The sequence below is a fragment of the Chryseobacterium sp. ISL-6 genome, from assembly GCF_018613715.1.
Classification (GTDB): Bacteria; Bacteroidota; Bacteroidia; order Flavobacteriales; family Weeksellaceae; genus Chryseobacterium; species Chryseobacterium paludis.
The window spans coordinates 842,607-861,391 of sequence record NZ_JAGGPT010000006.1 but is presented as its reverse complement, the minus strand read 5'-3'; the positions used below and the strand labels follow the sequence as shown (position 1 = coordinate 861,391).

The window sequence follows — 18,785 nt, the reverse complement described above, 5'->3', positions numbered from 1 at the left end:
CATTTATGAAAAATAATGAATATACTATAGGCGATGTTGCATAAATTTCAACACCAATCACTCTAAAATAAAATAATATTTCATAAAATAAAACCAGTAGAAAGTATAGCCAAAAGCAATTATGCCTTGCCTTTTCATTATAAAATGAAGCAACAAGACACATCACTAGTAAAAAGTAATATATAAAATCTTGTATCATAGTTAACAAGTCCCTGGAGGACAAAGATGATAGGTATCAAAATAATAATTTGGATCTGGAATAAGTGTACCATCTATCTCACTTACAAAATTCATTACTAATGTTACCCTATTAAAGAAATCACTGTTGGATCTATCTTGGTTAATTCCAGTCACTAATTCCACTTGTGGATTATTTTTCCCTACTTTAAATTGATTAAATTTTTCCAGATCTATCTTATCAATCATAATTTTGGTAGGGCATATATGGCCATTAGGGTTTTTCTTTATGTCCAGTAAATTTTTTAGATTCCCTTCAAACAACTTCCTTTGATTAACAAAATCACTCATTATGGTGCCACCGTTTACTCCATTGATATAATAGAACTGTTTATCAGTCGAGTTCCCATAAGCAACATCAAGATTCTTTTCTCTTTCTAATAAAAAAATGTCAATTTTATTACTTCCTTCATCCAACAAAAAATTTACAATATTGGGCTGAATAACAAACACTTTTTGTAAATATGAAAAGCTTTGACGGTTAAACATTCTAATTGAACCTTCTCCTATAGGTGCAGGTACAGGATTTGGATTCCTATAAAAATTCACCAAATTTAAGATATCCAAATCTCTTTTCTTACCAATTGAATCAATGTTTGAGATAGATGAACATAGATCTGAAATTGATATTAAGTCTTCTTTAGTGAGATTATTCAGATTATCAAATATTAATTTAATAATCTCTCTTTTTGTTTCTAACGTTCTCATGGTTTCTTAGTTTTTAAAATGGTTAAATTTATTGATCGCTTCTACTTTATTGCTTACATGCAATTTTCTATAGATATTTCCGACATGCTTTTTTACGGTATCCATGCTAATGCATTTCTGATCTGCAATTTCTTTGTATAACAGTCCTCGCGAAAGGAGTTCAAGAATTTCCTTCTCACGATTGGTCAGTTCATCATATCCTTTTACATCTGTGATCTTCTTTTCAAAATGATTCAAGACCCTTCTTGCTATAGAAAAGCTCATGGGAGCACCACCATTATATACATCACGGATAGAAGTAAGAATCTTATCCATGCTTTCTCCTTTTATAAGATAGCCCATTGCACCAGCTTTTAGGGAATTGAAGATCTTTTCGTCATCTTCAAAACTCGTACACATAATAAACTGAGTATCCGGCATATCCTTACGTAATTTTTCTATGATTTCAATTCCAAGCATATCCTGAAGCTGAATATCCATCATGACAACGTTGGGAGAAATTTTAGAGAGATTGTTTAGTGCATCATTTCCATCATAAAACTGAGCGATCACTTTCATGTCAGTCTGGTAATTGATGACTTTCTTCAACGCATTGTTGTAGTTTTTTTCATCTTCTACTATAGCTATGGAAATGCTCATGTCCGTTATTTTTGTTTAATACAAATTTCAACAGAAAACAAAGTAGAATCAATTACACTTTTGTGTAATTTTAAATTTGAGTTCGTGGTTATTGGTTTGTTTTTTGTTTTTACTAAATTTAATCAAATTTCTCTTATCATTAAGAATTAATTAAATTGAACATATTAAAAATAATATACATGAAAAAAGAACTTCTAATAACAGCTTCACTTGCTGCATTATCATTTGTAAGTTGTAAAAAAGCTGAGAGTGGAAATAAAAACGTTCTCAAAATTGATAGCTCTGCTTCCATAATTACAGATGCCAATGGGAAAATTGACTCAGCCTCCGAAAACACATCAATTGTTGATGTGAATGGCAAAAGAATTGAAAAAACAGATTATGTTTATAAAGCAACCGACGGATCTTTGGTAAAAGTTGTTTTTAAGAATGATCCGAAAGAAACTACTGTTGCTATAACAAGTAATAAGAAAACCTTTACTCTTCCTAAAACAGAAAGCAAAGACGGGGAAACCATTTATAAAAAAGATGATATGACCGCAAGAGTGAAGGGTGATAGTTTACACCTTGAACAGGGTAATAATGTGATTGAATTGAAAAGAACGAAGATCTAATATGACTTCGTAATGATACTGTATCTTAAAATCCAGATTATAAAAACAAAAAAAACCGTTCAGTAATTGAACGGTTTTTTATATATATCTGAATGAATATTATTCTTCAGTTTTCTCTTCAGTAGAGTCTGCAGCTTCAGCTGTAGGAGCTTCCACTTTTTCTTCTACTACAGGAGCATCAGCAACTACAGCTTCTACTTTTTTAGCAGTTGTAGCTCTTCTACTTCTTCTTGTAGCTTTTTTCTCTTCAGCATTAGGATTGTAAAGCTCATTGAAATCTACTAACTCGATAAGAGCCATATCAGCAGCATCACCTTGTCTGAAACCAGTTTTGATGATTCTTGTATAACCGCCATTTCTCTCAGCGATTTTTGGAGCTACTGTTCTGAATAATTCAGTTACTGCTTCTTTACTTTGAAGATATGAAAAAACAATTCTTCTGTTATGTGTAGTATCTTCTTTTGCTTTTGTTAATAGGGGCTCAACATATACTCTTAAAGCTTTCGCTTTAGCTACAGTAGTGTTGATTCTTTTATGCTCAATTAGAGAACAAGCCATATTAGAAAGTAAAGCACTTCTATGAGAAGCTGTTCTTCCTAAGTGATTGAATTTTTTACCGTGTCTCATTATTAATTATTTATCAGCGTCTAACTTATATTTTGCAACGTCGAAACCGAAGTTAAGACCTTTTGAATGCACTAATTCTTCTAGTTCTGTCAAAGATTTTTTACCAAAATTTCTGAATTTCATCAAATCAGACTTACTGTAAGAAACTAATTCTCCTAACGTTTCTACTTCTGCCGCCTTCAAACAGTTTAGAGCTCTCACTGAAAGATCCATATCTGCTAATTTAGATTTAAGAAGTTGTCTTGTATGAAGAGTTTCTTCGTCATATTGGATAGATGCTTTTACAGCTTCAGTTTCAAGAGTGATTCTCTCATCAGAGAACAACATGAAGTGATAAATTAATATCTTAGAAGCTTCTGTTAAAGCATTTTGAGGACTGATGGAACCATCAGTTTCTATATCTAATACAAGTTTTTCGTAGTCTGTCTTTTGCTCTACACGATAATTTTCAATGCTGTATTGTACTTTCTTAATTGGCGTAAAAATAGAATCGATTGCAATAGTACCTACTGGTGCATTGTTCGACTTATTTTGTTCAGAAGGAACATACCCTCTACCCTTTTCTACATTGAAAGTAATTTCGAAAGTTACATCACTGTTTAGGTTACAAATAACCAACTCTGGATTCAAGATCTCAAATCCGTTGATTGATTTACCTAAATCTCCAGCAGTAATAATCGTTTGACCTGAAACCTTAGCGATAACCTGCTCATTAGACTGGTTTTCTGCTGTAGATTTTAATCTAACCTGCTTAAGGTTAAGAATAATTTCAGTAACGTCTTCGATTACTCCTGGAATAGTTGAAAATTCGTGCTCTACACCTTCTATTTTGATAGATGAAATAGCATATCCTTCCAGAGAAGAAAGCAACACTCTTCTCAAAGCATTACCTATTGTAAGCCCGAAACCTGGTTCTAAAGGTCTGAATTCAAATTGACCTTTAAATTCATCAGAGTTAAGTAAAATTACTTTATCGGGTTTTATGAATTGTAAAATTGCCATATTATTGGGTTGAGCAAAAATTTGATTAAAAAATTATTTAGAGTAAAGTTCGACGATAAGCTGTTCCTTGATGTCTTCCGGAATTTGGATTCTCTCAGGAGCAGATACGAAAGTACCTTCTTTTTTCTCATCGTTGAATTGTAACCACTCATAGTTTGCTTTTGATGCCAAAGCATCAGCAACAACCTCTAGAGATTTAGATTTTTCTCTTACAGCGATTACATCACCAGCTTTCACTAAATAAGACGGAATGTTAAGAATCTCACCATTCACAGTGATGTGTCTGTGAGAAGTTAACTGTCTTGCACCAGATCTTGTTTTAGCAAAACCTAATCTATATACAACGTTATCCAATCTTGATTCGCAAAGCTGTAATAAAACTTCACCTGTTACACCTTTACTTCTGTGTGCTTTATCGAATAAGTTTGCAAATTGCTTTTCTAAAATACCATAAGTATATTTAGCTTTTTGCTTTTCAGCTAACTGAACTGCATATTCTGATTTTTTAGCACCTCTTCTTTTGTTAGGACCATGTTGTCCTGGCGGTTGGTTTTTTCTCTTTTCGAAGTTTTTATCATCTCCGTAGATTGCAGCACCAAACTTTCTAGCAATCTTAGTTTTAGGTCCAATATATCTTGCCATAATGGGTAAATTCTAAAAATTAAACTCTTCTTCTTTTTGGTGGTCTACATCCATTGTGTGGCATAGGAGTCACATCAATGATTTCGCTAACTTCAATTCCTGAATTGTGAATAGTTCTGATAGCAGATTCTCTACCTGCACCTGGACCTTTCACAAACACCTTAACTCTTCTTAACCCAGCTTCGTGAGCAACATTAGAGCAATTTTCAGCTGCCATTTGAGCAGCAAATGGAGTATTCTTTTTAGAACCTCTGAAACCCATTTTACCGGCAGACGCCCAAGAGATAACTTCTCCGCTTTTATTTGTTAAAGAAATGATGATGTTATTGAAAGAAGCTTGAATATGCGCTTCACCAATAGCTTCAACTTTTACTTTTCTTTTTTTAACTACTTTAGTTTGTTTTGCCATAATTCCTAACGATTATTTACTTGCCTTTTTCTTGTTAGCAACAGTTTTTCTCTTTCCTTTACGGGTTCTAGAGTTGTTTTTCGTTCTCTGGCCTCTTAAAGGTAGTCCTAGTCTGTGACGTATTCCTCGTTGGCATCCTATGTCCATCAATCTCTTGATGTTCAATTGCACTTCAGAACGCAATTCTCCTTCTACTTTAACGTTTTCAGAGATGTAAGTTCTAATTGCAGCCAATTCATCGTCATTCCATTCGTTGACTTTCTTGTCTTCGCTGATACCGGCATTTTTAAGGATTTCAGAAGATGTACTTCTACCAACCCCATAAATATAAGTTAAACCGATAACGCCTCTTTTGTTTTTTGGTAAATCAATACCTGCAATTCTCGCCATAATTTAATATTAGCCTTGTCTTTGTTTAAATTTTGGGTTCTTCTTGTTGATTACGAAAAGCACACCTTTTCTGCGTACAATCTTGCAATCAGCGCTTCTTTTTTTTATTGATGCTCTAACTTTCATTTGATAGTATTTATTTTTTAACAATAGCCAAATGGAAACCCGAAGACTCCATTTGGCGTTTGTTTAATATCTAAAAGTAATTCTCCCTTTTGTCAAATCATAGGGAGACATTTCTAGTTTTACCTTATCACCAGGTAAAAGTTTAATATAATGCATTCTCATTTTACCAGAAATATGAGCGATAAGTATATGCCCATTTTCTAGCTCTACACGGAACTGGGCGTTCGAAAGTGCTTCCGTTATCACGCCGTCTTGTTCAATATGTTTTTGTTTTGCCATAAATTAATATCCAGTCGTTCTTGATAATTTAGACTGCATTAAGCCATCATAATGATGGTTCAGCAGATATGTATTAATCTGTTGAACAGTATCTAAAATAACTCCAACCATAATCAATAGTGATGTTCCCCCGAAAAATAGGGCGAACGCATCTGTCTGAACTAAGCTTCCGTGTACAATTGCCGGAAGGATTGCAAAGATAGATAAAAATATTGCACCTGGCAAGGTAATTTTTGATAAAATATCATCTAAATAATCAGCCGTCTCTTTTCCTGGTCTTACTTTCGGTACTAAACCTCCGTTTCTCTTTAAATCATCAGCCATTTGGTTAACCGGAATTGTAATCGCAGTATAGAAAAATGAAAAGATTATAATTAGCAATGCAAACAATACATTGTATTGCCAGCTAAAAACATTTTTGAAACCTGCAAGAAAAGTATTGGATTCGTCAAATTTGGTTAATAAACCTGGTACGAACATCAATGCCTGAGCAAAGATGATTGGCATAACTCCAGCCGCATTAACTTTCAATGGGATCCACTGTCTTGCTCCTTGCATAAGATTTTTATTTACACCTCCTCTTGCTTGCGCTCTGCTTACATATTGAATTGGAATTTTTCTCACAGCAACAGATAGTACTACTGCTAAGAGAACAACCAACATCCAGAATATTACCTCAATAAGGATCATAATAGACCCCATCCCTCCTTTTCCGTTCTGCACGGCCATTTCCTGTACAAATGCTTCAGGTAATCTAGATAAGATACCAACCATAATAAGGATAGAAATACCATTTCCGATTCCCTTGTCAGTAATTTTCTCACCTAGCCACATTGCAAATACTGAACCGGCAACCAAAATAACAATACTTGGTAACCAGAACATGATAGAATTTGGCTCTACATAATATGCAGACTGGAACTGAGCATACGGCAAAAATAATTGAGTAATAGAAGTTAAATAAGAAGGTGCCTGTACTAAACAAACTCCGATAGTTAACCATCTAGTTATTTGATTCAATGTATTTCTACCTGACTCTCCATCTTTCTGAAGTTTCTGAAGATAAGGAATTGCCATCCCCATCAACTGAACAATAATAGAAGCTGAAATATAAGGCATTATACCAAGTGCCATAACAGAAGCGTGGCTGAAAGCCCCCCCTGTAAACGACGAAAGCAAGCCAAGGAGACCTGCTCCTTGCTTGTTACCGCCTTGACTTTTATAATGCTCTAAGAGATCTCCTACTTGTGCAAGATTAATTGCAGGTAGAGAGATATAAGATGCGAATCTATACACAAGGATAATACCTAAAGTGAAGATAATTTTATCTCTTAATTCTTTAAGGCTCCAAATATTTTTGAGGGTTTGTATAAATTCTTTCATTAGTTACTATTATAATGTAATTGCTTTTCCACCTGCTTTAGCAATAAGCTCTTCAGCAGATTTAGTGAATTTGTCAGCAGAGATTGAAACCGCAGATTTCAATTCACCTCTACCCATAATCTTCACAATTTCGTTTTTAGTAGCTAAACCGTTTTCGATTAGAACTTCTTTAGTAATATCTCCTGTTATAGATTTATTTTCTATTAAAGTCTGGATAGAATCCAGGTTAATTGCTCTAAATTCTTTTCTGTTTACATTTTTGAAACCGAACTTAGGTAATCTTCTTTGTAAAGGCATCTGACCACCTTCGAAACCGATCTTCTGAGAATAACCAGCTCTAGCTTTTTGACCTTTGTGACCTTTTGTAGAAGTACCTCCTTTTCCACTACCTTGTCCTCTACCAATTCTTTTTGAATTAAAAGTAGAACCTGCAGCAGGTTTTATGTTGTTTAAATTCATTTTAATTTCTTTTTAAAATTATTTTTGAACTTCAAGTAAATGACTAACTGCAGCTATCATCCCTAAGATAGAAGGCGTAGCTTCGTGTTCTACAACTTGGTGAAGTTTCTTAAATCCTAATGCTTCAAGCGTTCTCTTTTGGGTTTTTGTTCTTCCAATAGCGCTTCTTACTTGCTTTACTTTGATTGTTGCCATTGTTTTTATATTAACCGTTAAACACTTTAGTTAAAGAAACTCCTCTCATTCTTGCAATTTCTTCAGGTCTTCTGATATCTAACAACGCTTTGAAAGTAGCTTTCACCACATTGTGAGGGTTAGAAGATCCTTTAGATTTTGAAAGGATATCGTGAATACCAGCAGATTCCAATACTGCTCTTACCGCACCACCGGCGATAAGTCCTGTACCGTGAGAAGCAGGTCTTAAGAAGATATCTGCACCACCGTATCTAGCAGTAGTTTGGTGAGGAATTGTATGGTTCATTACAGGAACTTTCACAAGATTTTTCTTAGCATCTTCAACTGCCTTAGCAATTGCAGAAGCAACTTCTTTAGATTTTCCTAAACCGTAACCAATAATTCCTTCTTCATTTCCAACAACAACAATAGCAGAAAACCCGAAAGCTCTACCACCTTTAGTTACTTTTGTTACTCTGTTTACAGCTACGAGACGATCTTTTAATTCTAATCCTCCCGGTTTTACTCTTTCTATATTATCTAGTCCTAACATATTTTCCGAAATTTAATGATTAGAATTTAAGTCCTCCTTCTCTCGCACCATCAGCTAGAGCTTTCACTCTTCCATGGTATACGAAACCGTTTCTATCAAACACAATACTTTCAATTCCTGCAGCAACTGCTTTAGCAGCAATAGCTTTACCAACAGCAGCAGAAACTTCAATTTTAGTTCCATTAGCGTCAACTCCTTTCTCTCTAGAAGAAGCAGATACTAAAGTTTTACCATTTTTATCGTCGATTAACTGAGCGTAAATTTCCTTATTACTCTTATATACCGATAATCTTGGCAATTCAGAAGATCCAGAGATTTTTCCTCTTACTCTTCTTTTTATTCTTATTCTTTTTTCTAATTTACTTAATGCCATTTTCTTATAATTTATTAAGCAGATTTACCAGCTTTACGTCTAACATTTTCACCAACGAATCTTACACCTTTTCCTTTGTACGGCTCAGGCTTTCTGAATGAGCGGATTTTTGCAGCCACCATTCCAAGAAGTTGCTTATCATAAGACGTTAAAGTAATAATTGGGTTTTTACCTTTTTCAGTCAATGTATCGATTACCACTTCTTTTGGAAGTTCTAAAACAATACCGTGAGAGAATCCTAAAGCTAATTCAAGTTTTTGACCTGAATGAGAAGCTCTGTATCCTACCCCTACTAGTTCTAACTGTTTTGTGAAACCTTCAGCAGTTCCTACAATCATGTTGTTGATCAACGCTCTGTATAAACCGTGAAGCGCTCTGTGTTGCTTAGAATCAGATGGTCTGTTAAAAGTCAGTTCTCCATCTTTTTGTTCTAAAGTAATTCCTTCTGTAAGTTCCTGGGTAAGTTCTCCCTTTGGACCTTTAACTGTTACAACACCGTTATTTTCAGTAACTGTAACACCTGAAGGAACTGTTATAATTGCTTTACCAATTCTTGACATTTTCCTTTGATTAAAAATTAATAAACATAGCAGATTACTTCACCGCCTACTTTCTCTTCTCTAGCTTTCTTATCTGTCATTACTCCTCTAGAAGTTGAGATAATAGCTACACCCAAACCGTTTAGTACTCTTGGAAGTTCAGTTGAACCTTTGTACTGTCTCAAACCTGGTCTTGAAGCTCTCTGAATAGATTTAATAGCTGGTTTGTTAGTTTGCTTGTCATACTTTAAAGCGATTTTGATTGTCCCTTGAACAGCGCTATCTTCAAACTTGAAGTTTAAGATATACCCTTGATCAAATAAGATTTTCGTAATCTCCTTTTTGATTTTCGATGCAGGAATTTCCACCACTTTGTGGCCTGCGCTTTGTGCGTTCCTTACTCTTGTTAGGAAATCTGAAATTGGATCTGTTACCATTTTTCTATTTTAAATTATTGGTTGAAGACAATCAGTATTGAAAAGACTTGAAGATTAAAATATCAGACTTCAGAAAATCTTAGGTCTGATATTTTTTTTCTTTAGTTTCCAGACAACTTAATTGTCCCGATTAATTATTAATTGTTACCAACTAGCTTTTTTCACTCCAGGGATAAGGCCATTGTTAGCCATTTCTCTGAAAGTTACTCTTGAAAGACCGAAAGTTCTCATGTAACCTCTTGGTCTACCTGTTAGTTTACATCTGTTGTGTAATCTTACAGGAGAAGCATTTTTAGGTAATTTTTGAAGTGCATCATAATCACCAGCTTCTTTTAAAGCTTTTCTTTTGTCAGCGTATTTAGCAACTAGTGCTTCTCTTTTGCGCTCACGCGCTTTCATTGATTCTTTAGCCATTTCTTAGTTCTTTTTAAATGGTAAACCGAAGTGAGTTAATAATGCTTTCGCTTCTTTATCTGTTTTCGCAGTAGTAACGAAAGTGATGTCCATCCCTTGGATTTTTTTCACTTTGTCAATTACGATCTCAGGGAAGATAATCTGCTCAGTAATACCTAAGTTATAATTACCTCTACCATCAAAACCATCAGCTTTGATACCAGAAAAATCTCTAATACGTGGTAAAGCTGAAGCGGTAAGTCTGTCTAAGAATTCATACATTTTATGAGCTCTTAAAGTAACTTTAGCACCTACAGGCATTCCTTTTCTCAATTTGAAGGCAGCCTCATCTTTCTTAGAGATTGTACCTACAGCTTTTTGTCCAGTAATATTTGTAAGTTCTTCTACAGCATAATCAATGATCTTTTTGTCTGCAGTGGCATCACCTAATCCTTGAGATAGGATGATTTTTTCCAATTTAGGTACCTGCATTACAGATTTGTACCCAAATTCTTCCATCATTGCAGGAACAATTGTTTCGTTATATGCTTTCTTGGGTCTTGCTATATATTCCATGTGTTATTTAAAATTATAAAGTTTCACCCGTTTTTTTGTCGATTCTTACTTTCTTATCTCCTTCAGTTTTGTAACCTACTTTTACAGCTTTACCGTCTTTACCAACTAAAGCGATGTTTGAGATATGAATAGAAGCTTCTCTTTCTACGATTCCTCCTTGAGGATTTGAAGCTGAAGGCTTAACGTGTTTCTTAATGATGTTAAGTCCTGCAACGATTACTCTAGGGTCTTTTCCTTCTTTTTTGATCACTTCAATAACTTCACCAGTTTTACCTTTGATATCTTTCTTACCAGTAGTAATGATTACGTTATCTCCTCTTTTTATTTTTAACTTTGACATTTTCTTATAAAAATTTTAAAAATTAAAGTACTTCAGGAGCTAATGAAATGATTTTCATATATTCTTTGTCTCTCAACTCACGAGCAACTGGTCCGAAAACACGCGTTCCTCTCATTTCTCCTCCAGCGTTTAGTAAAACACAAGCATTGTCTTCGAATTTGATGTATGAACCATCTTTTCTTCTAACTGCTTTTTTAGTTCTTACTACAACTGCTTTAGATACCTGACCTTTCTTTGCGTTTCCTGATGGTGTAGAATCTTTAATAGTAACTACGATTTTATCACCAACTGAAGCATATCTTCTTCTGGTTCCTCCCAGAACTCTGATAACCAATACTTCTTTAGCACCTGTGTTATCAGCAACTTTTAATCTTGATTCTGTTTGTAACATTACTTAGCTTTTTCAATGATTCTTACTAATCTCCATCTTTTACTCTTGCTCATAGGTCTTGTTTCTTGGATAAGAACTGTATCTCCTTCTGTGCATTCGTTGTTCTCGTCGTGTGCAGTATATTTCTTCGTCTTTAATACGAATTTACCGTACATCGGGTGTTTCACTCTAGTAGTCTCACTTACAACAATGGTCTTTTCCATTTTATTGCTGGAAACTATTCCGATTCTTTCTTTTCTTAAGTTTCTTTCCATAATGTATGAAAATCTTATTGTTGTTTAGTGGTTAACTCTGTATTTAGTCTTGCGATTGTCTTTCTCAAATCTTTGATTTGAATTGGATTTTCAAGCGGACTGATTTTATGAGCTAATTTCATTTTTGTGAATTCAGCTTTTGCTTCAGTCAATTTAGCTTGAATATCTTCTGCGCTTAGATTTTTAATTTCAGCTTTTTTCATTGTATTCAAAGATTATAGAGGTTTAACAAAATCATTAGCAACTACAAAATTGGTAACTACCGGTAATTTTTGTGCAGCAAGTCTTAAAGCTTCCTTAGCGATGTCGTAAGATACTCCACCCACTTCGAACAAAATTTTACCCGGCTTTACTACAGCTACCCAATATTCCACAGCACCCTTACCTTTACCCATCCTTACTTCGGCAGGTTTTTTAGTAATAGGCTTATCTGGAAATATTTTGATCCATAGTTGACCTTCTCTCTTCATATATCTTGTAGCAGCAATACGTGCAGCTTCAATTTGTCTTGCAGTGATCCAAGCTCCTTCTGTAGCTTTGATTCCGAAAGTACCATAAGCAAGTTGATTACCTCTCTGAGCAATCCCCTTCATCTTCATCTTATGAACTTTACGAAATTTGGTTCTTTTTGGTTGTAACATAATTTCTTAAATTTTAGATTTTAGAATTTAGATTTTAAAAAAGTAACGGTCATTTAAAAACTATCCTCTAAAATTTTATTAATTATTTTTTTTATCTCTTGAAGGTCTTCTGTTATCTCTATCTCCACCTCTGTTTCCACCTCCTGAAGGTCCTTTTTTCTGTTGTCCTACTAGTGGAGAAAGTTCTCTTTTACCATAAACTTCACCTTTCATAATCCAAACTTTAACCCCAAGTCTACCGTAAGTAGTGTGAGCTTCTGCAATATGATAATCGATATCAGCTCTGAAAGTAGATAAAGGAATTCTTCCGTCTTTGAAAGATTCGCTTCTTGCCATTTCAGCACCGTTCAATCTACCAGAGATTTGAACTTTGATACCTTCAGCACCCATTCTCATTGTGCTTGCTATAGCCATTTTAACAGCTCTTCTATAAGAAATTCTGTTTTCAATTTGCTTAGAAATGCTATCAGCAACTAATACTGCATCAAGTTCAGGTCTTTTGATTTCGAAAATGTTGATTTGAATATCCTTACCTGTAAGTTTCTTCAATTCTTCTTTTAATTTATCAACTTCCTGACCTCCTTTACCGATGATAAGTCCCGGTCTAGCAGTAGTAATAGTAACTGTTACTAATTTTAATGTTCTTTCAATATAAATTTTTGAAATCCCACCTTTAGATAATCTAGCTTCAAGGTATCTTCTGATTTTGTAGTCTTCAGCGATTCTGTCTCCATAATCGTTTCCACCAAACCAGTTAGAATCCCATCCTCTGATGATACCTAATCTGTTACCAATTGGATTTGTCTTCTGTCCCATACCTTGATTAATTTTCTTTATTACCTAAGATTAATGTAACGTGGTTAGATCTTTTTCTGATTCTATGACCTCTACCTTGTGGAGCTGGTCTTAGTCTCTTCAATTGTCTTGCACTATCCACGAATATTTCTTTAATGATAAGGTTTGCTTCTTCTATATCAGCACCTTCATTTTTAGCCTGCCAGTTTGCCATAGCAGAAAGAAGTAATTTCTCTAACTTGTTAGAGGCTTCTTTTTTAGAATATTTTAGAATATAAAGAGCTTTATCTACCTGTTCTCCTCTAATGATATCAACTACTAATCTCATTTTTCTTGGAGAAGATGGGCAATTATTTAATGAAGCTTTTACAACATCTTTGTTAGCTTCTTTTCTTGCGATTGAACTATCTTGTTTTCTTGATCCCATGATTATCTGCTTCCTTTATTTTTATTACCACCATGACCTCTGAAAGATCTTGTTGGAGAAAATTCGCCTAACTTGTGACCAACCATGTTTTCAGTAACATAAACTGGGATAAAAGATTTCCCGTTGTGTACTGCAATAGTTTGTCCTACGAAGTCCGGAGAGATCATCGATGCTCTAGACCAAGTTTTAATAACTGTCTTCTTACCAGACTCTATGTTTGCCTGAACCTTCTTATCTAAAGTATATGCGATGAACGGTCCTTTTTTAAGTGATCTTGCCATAATTATTTTCTTTTAGATACGATGTAACGGTTAGACACTTTGTTTTTCTTTCTAGTTTTGTAACCTTTAGCCGGCATACCATTTCTAGATCTTGGGTGACCTCCAGAAGAACGTCCTTCCCCACCACCCATTGGGTGATCTACTGGGTTCATTACTACCGCTCTTGTTCTTGGTCTTCTACCTAACCATCTGCTTCTACCAGCCTTACCTGATACAGTTAACTGATGATCCGAGTTAGAAACCGAACCAATCATTGCATAACATTCAGTAAGGATCATTCTAGATTCTCCTGAAGGCAATTTGATGATTGCATATTTTCCGTCTCTTGAAGTTAATTGAGCTGAAGAACCAGCACTTCTTGCTAAAATAGCACCTTGTCCAGGTTTCATTTCAACACAAGAAATAACAGTACCCAATGGAATATTTTTCAATTTCATTGCGTTACCTACATTTGGTTCTACGCTTTCTCCTGAAACTACTTTCTGATCTACTTTAATACCGTTTGGAGCGATGATATATCTCTTCTCTCCGTCTGCGTACTCTAATAAAGCGATAAATGCAGTTCTGTTTGGATCGTATTCTACAGTTTTTACCGTTGCTTCAACATCATGCTTGTTTCTTTTGAAGTCGATAATTCTGTATTTCTTTTTGTGTCCACCTCCGGTGTAACGCATGGTCATTTTACCAGTTTGGTTACGTCCACCTGACTTACTAATACCAACTGTTAGAGATTTCTCTGGTTTGTTGGTAGTAATTTCCTCAAAATTGTTTACAATTCTGAATCTCTGTCCTGGGGTGATAGGTTTTAATTTTCTAACAGACATTACTATTATTTATAATTAATAATTAATTTACAGCGAAAATATCGATTACTTCTCCTTCAGCAAGAGTGATAACCGCTTTTTTCAATTTATTTGTCTTTCCTACTTGAAGACCTTTTTTAGTGTGTTTCGAAGAAACTTTAGGCGCATAAATCATGGTTCTAACGTCTGCTACTTTCACACCATAAGTTGCCTCTACAGCTTTCTTAATTTGGATTTTATTCGCCTTAGTATCTACCAAGAAAGAATAAGCACCTCTTAAATCTGTAAGATAGTTTGCTTTTTCTGAAATAACTGGTTTAATAATAACTGACATGATTTATTTCTTTAGATTTTCCTGGAATTTTTCAACTGCACCTTCTAAGAATACGATCTCACCTGCATTGATTAAGTCATATGAACTGATTTCATTGAACTTCATCACTTTAGTCTTAGGTAAGTTTCTTGAAGATAAATACACATTCTTGTTAGTATCAGGAAGAATGAATAAAGACTTCTTATCGCTTAATGCTAACGCATTCAAGATAGTGATGAAATCTTTAGTTTTAGGAGCAGCAATGCTCAAACCTTCCACAATTCTAATGCTGTTGTCTCTCATTTTCTGAGAAAGAACAGATTTTTTAGCTAATCTCTTAAGAGCTTTGTTCAATTTGAATCTGTAGTCTCTTGGCTTAGGTCCGAATACTCTACCTCCACCTCTGAAAGTTGGAGATTTAATATCACCATATCTAGCAGATCCAGATCCTTTTTGCTTCTTAAGTTTTTTAGTAGAAGCAGTAATTTCGCTTCTTTCTTTTGATTTATGAGTTCCTTGTCTTTGTGCAGCAAGGTACTGTTTCACTTCTAAGTAAACCGCGTGCTTATTTGGCTCAATACCGAATACAGATTCGTCTAGAGTTACTTTTTTTCCGGTCTCCTTTCCTGATGTATTTAATACTACTAGTTCCATTTTCTGATAATTACATAAGAATTTTTAGCTCCCGGAACAGCACCTTTTACTACTAAAAGATTTTGTTCTTGATCCACTTTTAATACTTGAAGGTTTTGAACAGTTACCTGCTTACCTCCCATTCTACCCGCCATTCTCATTCCTTTGAATACTCTCGAAGGATCCGATCCAGCACCGATAGAACCTGGAGCTCTAAGTCTGTTGTGCTGACCATGAGTAGCTTGCATTACACCTCCAAAGCCATGTCTTTTAACAACACCCTGGAAACCTTTACCTTTTGAAGTTCCTGTTACGTCAACAAATTCACCTTCAGCGAATAGATCAACTTTTACTTCTTCTCCTACTTTTACTTCATCAACGAATTCTCTGTAGAACTCTACTAATTTAGCTTTAGGAGCAGAACCAGCCTTTTTAAAATGGCCAGCTAACGCTTTACCAACGTTCTTTTCACTCTTGTCATCGAAACCCAATTGAACTGACTTGTAGCCGTCCTTTTCTATGGTTCTGACCTGTAAAACCGAGCACGGACCAGCTTGAATAACTGTACAAGGAATGTTTTTTCCTTCTTCGTTAAACAAAGACGTCATACCGATTTTTTTACCAATAATACCTGACATTGTTTATGTTATAATAAAATTTATCCTCTATTTATACCCATTTTTAGATGGTTAAAGTAATTTCCACGTTTGAGATGGGCATACTTTTCCCCTAAAATGAGTGTGCAAATTTATGGATAATTTTTAGATTGGCAAATTTTATAGCAAAATATTTTGATTTTTAGTAGCTTACAAAATAAAACATGCTTTAGAATGCATTTTGAACTTACCCCGGAACAAGGTGGAAGCTATCTCGTAATAACACTTAAACCCATTTCTTCAAGGTTCTTTTTATCTTCTTCCAGAATCGCTTCATCTGTGATTAAATAATCAACTTTATCCAAAGAAGCAATCTTTCCAAAGCCTTTCTTATTCAGCTTTGATGAATCAGCCAATATCATCACCTTATCGGAGCACTCTATCATGAGTTGATTAAGATGTGCTTCAGCTGCATTGGATGTACTGATTCCAAAATCCATATCAATCCCATCAACACCCAGAAATAGTTTATTACAAGAAAACTGAGCAAGAATGGTCTCAGAGATAGAACCTACAATTGAAGTGGAACTTTTTCTCACTTCCCCGCCTAACTGTATAATATTAATGTTGGGATTGTTACATAGCTCTAATGCAACCCTTAATGACGAAGTAAGAACTGTAAGCCTTCCGAAGTTCACCAGCATCCTTGCAAGATAATGCATCGTAGTTCCAGAAGCCAGAATGATACAGTCGTTTTCTTCAATCAGCTTTAGAGCAGCTTTAGCAATACTTTGTTTTGCTTCTACATTAATTGTTTCTTTTTCATCTACATTCTTTTCATAAGCATATCTTACATGTTTACTCGCACCACCATGATTTCGAAAAAGAAGACCTAAGCTTTCTAAATAATTCAAATCCTTTCGAATCGTAACTGAAGAAACATTATACTTTTCACATAACTCCTGTACGAGAACATAGTCTTTTTTGTCCAGTTCATGCAGTATCTCGTTATGCCTTGGTATTAATTTTTCCATTCTTTTTCTTTCACCAAAGTTATTATTTTTTTTCAAGACATTAAAATTTCACTTATTTTCTTTTTAGTTTCATTTTTAATTATTAGCTTTGAATTCGAAACTTAACGAAACATTATGAAACGAAATGAAGAACTCAGCAAATTAACCACCGTAAAAGAATGGGACTTTCTGGTCATTGGTGGAGGAGCAAGCGGTTTAGGTTCGGCATTGGACGCAGTAAGCAGAGGATTTAAAACGTTACTGTTGGAATCTCACGATTTTGCGAAAGCGACTTCCAGCAGAAGTACAAAACTGGTACACGGTGGCGTACGGTATTTAGCACAGGGAGATATTGGTTTGGTAAAGGAAGCATTAAAGGAAAGAGGATTACTGGCAAAAAATGCCGCTCATGTAGTAAAGAATCAATCTTTCATCATTCCTAATTATACTTGGTGGGGAGGAATTTATTATAAAATTGGACTTTCGATTTACGATTTTCTTGCAGGAAAATTAAGCTTAGGCAAAACTCGATACATTAGTAAATTAAAAACAATTGAAAAGCTGCCAACTATTGAACAAAAAAACCTGGCAAGCGGGGTCGTTTATCAGGACGGACAGTTCGATGACGCACGATTGGCAGTTAACTTAACACAAACGATCATTGAAAAAGGTGGAACGGCTGTTAATTATGTTAAGGTAATTAATTTAATTAAAAACGATTCTGATAAAGTAATTGGTGTAGTTGCTGAAGACCAGTTTACAAAACAGCAATTCGAAATTCATGCAAAGGTGGTTATCAACGCAACCGGAGTTTTCACCAATGACATATTAAACATGAATAATCCAAAACACGGAAAATTTGTGGTTCCTAGTCAGGGAATCCATTTGGTTTTGGATAAATCTTTCTTAAAAAGCGATGATGCTATCATGATTCCGAAAACTTCGGATGGAAGAGTTCTATTTGTCGTTCCTTGGCACGACAGAGCTTTAGTAGGAACAACTGATACCTTACTGGAAAGCGAAAGTTTTGAGCCTCGTGCGCTGGAAGAAGAAATTAAATTTGTTCTAAATACAGCAAGACAATATCTATCAAAAAAACCAACACGGGAAGATGTAAAATCAGTGTATGCAGGGCTTCGCCCACTTGCTGCTCCAAAAGACGGAAGCAAAAGTACGAAAGAAGTTTCGCGAAGTCATAAAGTGGTAACATCTGACACAGGTTTGGTTTCTATCATTGGAGGAAAATGGACAACCTACCGTAAAATGGCACAAGACACGATAGATAAAGCCATGCAGGTTCATCAATTAGGAACAACAGCTTCTAAAACCGAACATCTTTCCATTCATGGGAATATGAATCCTGAAGCGGTTGATCGAACCAACCATTTATATGTCTACGGATCAGACATACCCGAAATCAAAAAACTACAACAGAGCAATCCTGAATTTTCAGAAAAAATACATCCTGATCATCCATTTACAGTTGCTGAAGCAATTTGGGCAATCCGAAGCGAAATGGCACAGACCATTGAGGATATCCTTGCCCGAAGAGTCCGTTTATTATTTTTAGATGCTAGAGCTGCGATCGACAGTGCACACAAAATCGCTTTCATCATCGCAAAAGAAAACGGATATTCAGAGCAGTGGGCCAATGAGCAGGAAAGAGAGTTTATCGAATTGGCGAAAGGATATTTACTGATTCCTTATTCACCAAGACCCATCTAACCTTAATTAATGT

At 35.0% G+C, this 18,785-nt stretch carries 33 protein-coding genes; 2 read left to right on the top strand and 31 right to left on the bottom strand.

Annotation, left to right across the window (positions count from 1 at the left end; translation table 11 throughout):
- Positions 1-201: 201 nt before the first annotated feature.
- Both J7E44_RS14835 and J7E44_RS14830 read right to left on the bottom strand, forming a co-directional pair.
- On the bottom strand, positions 202-945 hold the full coding sequence (locus tag J7E44_RS14835; RefSeq protein WP_214831148.1) for a hypothetical protein: 744 nt from the start codon (positions 943-945) through the stop codon (positions 202-204).
- Between the two features lie 6 nt (positions 946-951).
- Entirely contained in the window at positions 952-1,584 is a 633-nt protein-coding gene (locus J7E44_RS14830) for a response regulator transcription factor (protein ID WP_214831147.1), read from the bottom strand.
- Between the two features lie 179 nt (positions 1,585-1,763).
- Here J7E44_RS14830 and J7E44_RS14825 point away from each other — a divergent pair, with 179 nt between their 5' ends.
- Entirely contained in the window at positions 1,764-2,198 is a 435-nt protein-coding gene (locus tag J7E44_RS14825) for a hypothetical protein (protein ID WP_214831146.1), read from the top strand.
- Between the two features lie 99 nt (positions 2,199-2,297).
- Here J7E44_RS14825 and rplQ read toward each other — a convergent pair whose 3' ends face one another.
- From rplQ to J7E44_RS14680, 29 genes are all read right to left on the bottom strand, one after another.
- The gene (rplQ, locus tag J7E44_RS14820) at positions 2,298-2,825 is read right to left on the bottom strand and encodes a 50S ribosomal protein L17 (protein WP_214831145.1); all 528 of its coding nucleotides are present in this window, start codon (positions 2,823-2,825) and stop codon (positions 2,298-2,300) included.
- Between the two features lie 6 nt (positions 2,826-2,831).
- Entirely contained in the window at positions 2,832-3,827 is a 996-nt protein-coding gene (locus tag J7E44_RS14815; protein WP_214831144.1) for a DNA-directed RNA polymerase subunit alpha, read from the bottom strand.
- A 33-nt stretch (positions 3,828-3,860) separates the two neighbouring features.
- A complete protein-coding gene (gene rpsD / locus J7E44_RS14810) occupies positions 3,861-4,469 on the bottom strand; it encodes a 30S ribosomal protein S4 (RefSeq protein ID WP_214831143.1) in 609 nt (202 codons plus the stop codon).
- A gap of 19 nt (positions 4,470-4,488) precedes the next feature.
- Positions 4,489-4,878: a 30S ribosomal protein S11 gene (gene rpsK, locus J7E44_RS14805; protein ID WP_089028777.1), complete on the bottom strand. Its 390-nt coding sequence runs from the start codon at positions 4,876-4,878 to the stop codon at positions 4,489-4,491.
- A gap of 12 nt (positions 4,879-4,890) precedes the next feature.
- Positions 4,891-5,268, bottom strand: a complete 378-nt coding sequence (gene rpsM / locus J7E44_RS14800) for a 30S ribosomal protein S13 (RefSeq protein WP_214831142.1) — start codon at positions 5,266-5,268, stop codon at positions 4,891-4,893.
- Positions 5,269-5,277: 9 nt separating this feature from the next.
- Positions 5,278-5,394 carry a 50S ribosomal protein L36 gene (gene rpmJ, locus J7E44_RS14795; RefSeq protein ID WP_007839480.1) on the bottom strand — a complete coding sequence of 39 codons (117 nt, stop codon included), beginning with the start codon at positions 5,392-5,394 and terminating at the stop codon, positions 5,278-5,280.
- A 63-nt stretch (positions 5,395-5,457) separates the two neighbouring features.
- Positions 5,458-5,673 carry a translation initiation factor IF-1 gene (gene infA / locus J7E44_RS14790; RefSeq protein ID WP_034684855.1) on the bottom strand — a complete coding sequence of 72 codons (216 nt, stop codon included), beginning with the start codon at positions 5,671-5,673 and terminating at the stop codon, positions 5,458-5,460.
- Between the two features lie 3 nt (positions 5,674-5,676).
- Entirely contained in the window at positions 5,677-7,056 is a 1,380-nt protein-coding gene (gene secY, locus J7E44_RS14785; RefSeq protein ID WP_089028776.1) for a preprotein translocase subunit SecY, read from the bottom strand.
- Between the two features lie 9 nt (positions 7,057-7,065).
- Complete coding sequence (gene rplO, locus J7E44_RS14780) at positions 7,066-7,515, bottom strand: 50S ribosomal protein L15 (RefSeq protein WP_214831141.1); 450 nt, start codon at positions 7,513-7,515, stop codon at positions 7,066-7,068.
- A gap of 18 nt (positions 7,516-7,533) precedes the next feature.
- Positions 7,534-7,710, bottom strand: a complete 177-nt coding sequence (rpmD, locus tag J7E44_RS14775; RefSeq protein WP_007839493.1) for a 50S ribosomal protein L30 — start codon at positions 7,708-7,710, stop codon at positions 7,534-7,536.
- 10 nt (positions 7,711-7,720) lie between these two features.
- Positions 7,721-8,242: a 30S ribosomal protein S5 gene (gene rpsE / locus J7E44_RS14770; RefSeq protein ID WP_214831140.1), complete on the bottom strand. Its 522-nt coding sequence runs from the start codon at positions 8,240-8,242 to the stop codon at positions 7,721-7,723.
- Between the two features lie 19 nt (positions 8,243-8,261).
- Positions 8,262-8,615, bottom strand: a complete 354-nt coding sequence (gene rplR, locus J7E44_RS14765; RefSeq protein ID WP_214831139.1) for a 50S ribosomal protein L18 — start codon at positions 8,613-8,615, stop codon at positions 8,262-8,264.
- Between the two features lie 14 nt (positions 8,616-8,629).
- On the bottom strand, positions 8,630-9,175 hold the full coding sequence (rplF, locus tag J7E44_RS14760; protein WP_214831138.1) for a 50S ribosomal protein L6: 546 nt from the start codon (positions 9,173-9,175) through the stop codon (positions 8,630-8,632).
- Positions 9,176-9,192: 17 nt separating this feature from the next.
- Positions 9,193-9,591, bottom strand: a complete 399-nt coding sequence (rpsH, locus tag J7E44_RS14755) for a 30S ribosomal protein S8 (RefSeq protein ID WP_214831137.1) — start codon at positions 9,589-9,591, stop codon at positions 9,193-9,195.
- Positions 9,592-9,735: 144 nt separating this feature from the next.
- Positions 9,736-10,005 (bottom strand): 30S ribosomal protein S14, encoded by a 270-nt coding sequence (gene rpsN / locus J7E44_RS14750; RefSeq protein ID WP_214831136.1) that lies wholly within the window; start codon positions 10,003-10,005, stop codon positions 9,736-9,738.
- Between the two features lie 3 nt (positions 10,006-10,008).
- Positions 10,009-10,560, bottom strand: a complete 552-nt coding sequence (gene rplE, locus J7E44_RS14745) for a 50S ribosomal protein L5 (protein WP_214831135.1) — start codon at positions 10,558-10,560, stop codon at positions 10,009-10,011.
- A gap of 13 nt (positions 10,561-10,573) precedes the next feature.
- A complete protein-coding gene (gene rplX, locus J7E44_RS14740) occupies positions 10,574-10,900 on the bottom strand; it encodes a 50S ribosomal protein L24 (protein ID WP_179469468.1) in 327 nt (108 codons plus the stop codon).
- 22 nt (positions 10,901-10,922) lie between these two features.
- The gene (gene rplN, locus J7E44_RS14735) at positions 10,923-11,291 is read right to left on the bottom strand and encodes a 50S ribosomal protein L14 (protein WP_034684837.1); all 369 of its coding nucleotides are present in this window, start codon (positions 11,289-11,291) and stop codon (positions 10,923-10,925) included.
- The gene (rpsQ, locus tag J7E44_RS14730) at positions 11,291-11,548 is read right to left on the bottom strand and encodes a 30S ribosomal protein S17 (protein WP_052186088.1); all 258 of its coding nucleotides are present in this window, start codon (positions 11,546-11,548) and stop codon (positions 11,291-11,293) included. Before rpsQ ends, rplN begins: the two co-directional genes overlap by 1 nt.
- An 11-nt stretch (positions 11,549-11,559) precedes the next feature.
- Complete coding sequence (gene rpmC, locus J7E44_RS14725) at positions 11,560-11,748, bottom strand: 50S ribosomal protein L29 (protein ID WP_200241614.1); 189 nt, start codon at positions 11,746-11,748, stop codon at positions 11,560-11,562.
- A 12-nt stretch (positions 11,749-11,760) separates the two neighbouring features.
- A complete protein-coding gene (gene rplP, locus J7E44_RS14720) occupies positions 11,761-12,186 on the bottom strand; it encodes a 50S ribosomal protein L16 (protein ID WP_054512044.1) in 426 nt (141 codons plus the stop codon).
- 78 nt (positions 12,187-12,264) lie between these two features.
- Complete coding sequence (gene rpsC, locus J7E44_RS14715; RefSeq protein WP_214831134.1) at positions 12,265-13,002, bottom strand: 30S ribosomal protein S3; 738 nt, start codon at positions 13,000-13,002, stop codon at positions 12,265-12,267.
- A gap of 7 nt (positions 13,003-13,009) precedes the next feature.
- Positions 13,010-13,408, bottom strand: a complete 399-nt coding sequence (gene rplV, locus J7E44_RS14710; RefSeq protein ID WP_214831133.1) for a 50S ribosomal protein L22 — start codon at positions 13,406-13,408, stop codon at positions 13,010-13,012.
- Between the two features lie 2 nt (positions 13,409-13,410).
- Complete coding sequence (rpsS, locus tag J7E44_RS14705) at positions 13,411-13,689, bottom strand: 30S ribosomal protein S19 (RefSeq protein WP_027387215.1); 279 nt, start codon at positions 13,687-13,689, stop codon at positions 13,411-13,413.
- Between the two features lie 2 nt (positions 13,690-13,691).
- Positions 13,692-14,513: a 50S ribosomal protein L2 gene (rplB, locus tag J7E44_RS14700; RefSeq protein ID WP_214831132.1), complete on the bottom strand. Its 822-nt coding sequence runs from the start codon at positions 14,511-14,513 to the stop codon at positions 13,692-13,694.
- Between the two features lie 22 nt (positions 14,514-14,535).
- Entirely contained in the window at positions 14,536-14,826 is a 291-nt protein-coding gene (gene rplW, locus J7E44_RS14695; protein ID WP_214831131.1) for a 50S ribosomal protein L23, read from the bottom strand.
- Between the two features lie 3 nt (positions 14,827-14,829).
- Positions 14,830-15,459: a 50S ribosomal protein L4 gene (rplD, locus tag J7E44_RS14690; RefSeq protein WP_214831130.1), complete on the bottom strand. Its 630-nt coding sequence runs from the start codon at positions 15,457-15,459 to the stop codon at positions 14,830-14,832.
- Positions 15,450-16,076 carry a 50S ribosomal protein L3 gene (gene rplC, locus J7E44_RS14685; RefSeq protein ID WP_034738787.1) on the bottom strand — a complete coding sequence of 209 codons (627 nt, stop codon included), beginning with the start codon at positions 16,074-16,076 and terminating at the stop codon, positions 15,450-15,452. The genes rplD and rplC overlap by 10 nt, the downstream gene beginning before the upstream one ends.
- Positions 16,077-16,303: 227 nt before the next feature.
- On the bottom strand, positions 16,304-17,068 hold the full coding sequence (locus J7E44_RS14680; protein ID WP_214831129.1) for a DeoR/GlpR family DNA-binding transcription regulator: 765 nt from the start codon (positions 17,066-17,068) through the stop codon (positions 16,304-16,306).
- Positions 17,069-17,182: 114 nt separating this feature from the next.
- On the opposite strand from J7E44_RS14680, the gene J7E44_RS14675 reads away from it, so the two are divergent.
- Positions 17,183-18,772, top strand: coding sequence for a glycerol-3-phosphate dehydrogenase/oxidase (locus tag J7E44_RS14675; RefSeq protein ID WP_214831128.1), 1,590 nt, complete (start codon positions 17,183-17,185; stop codon positions 18,770-18,772).
- Positions 18,773-18,785 lie beyond the last annotated feature (13 nt).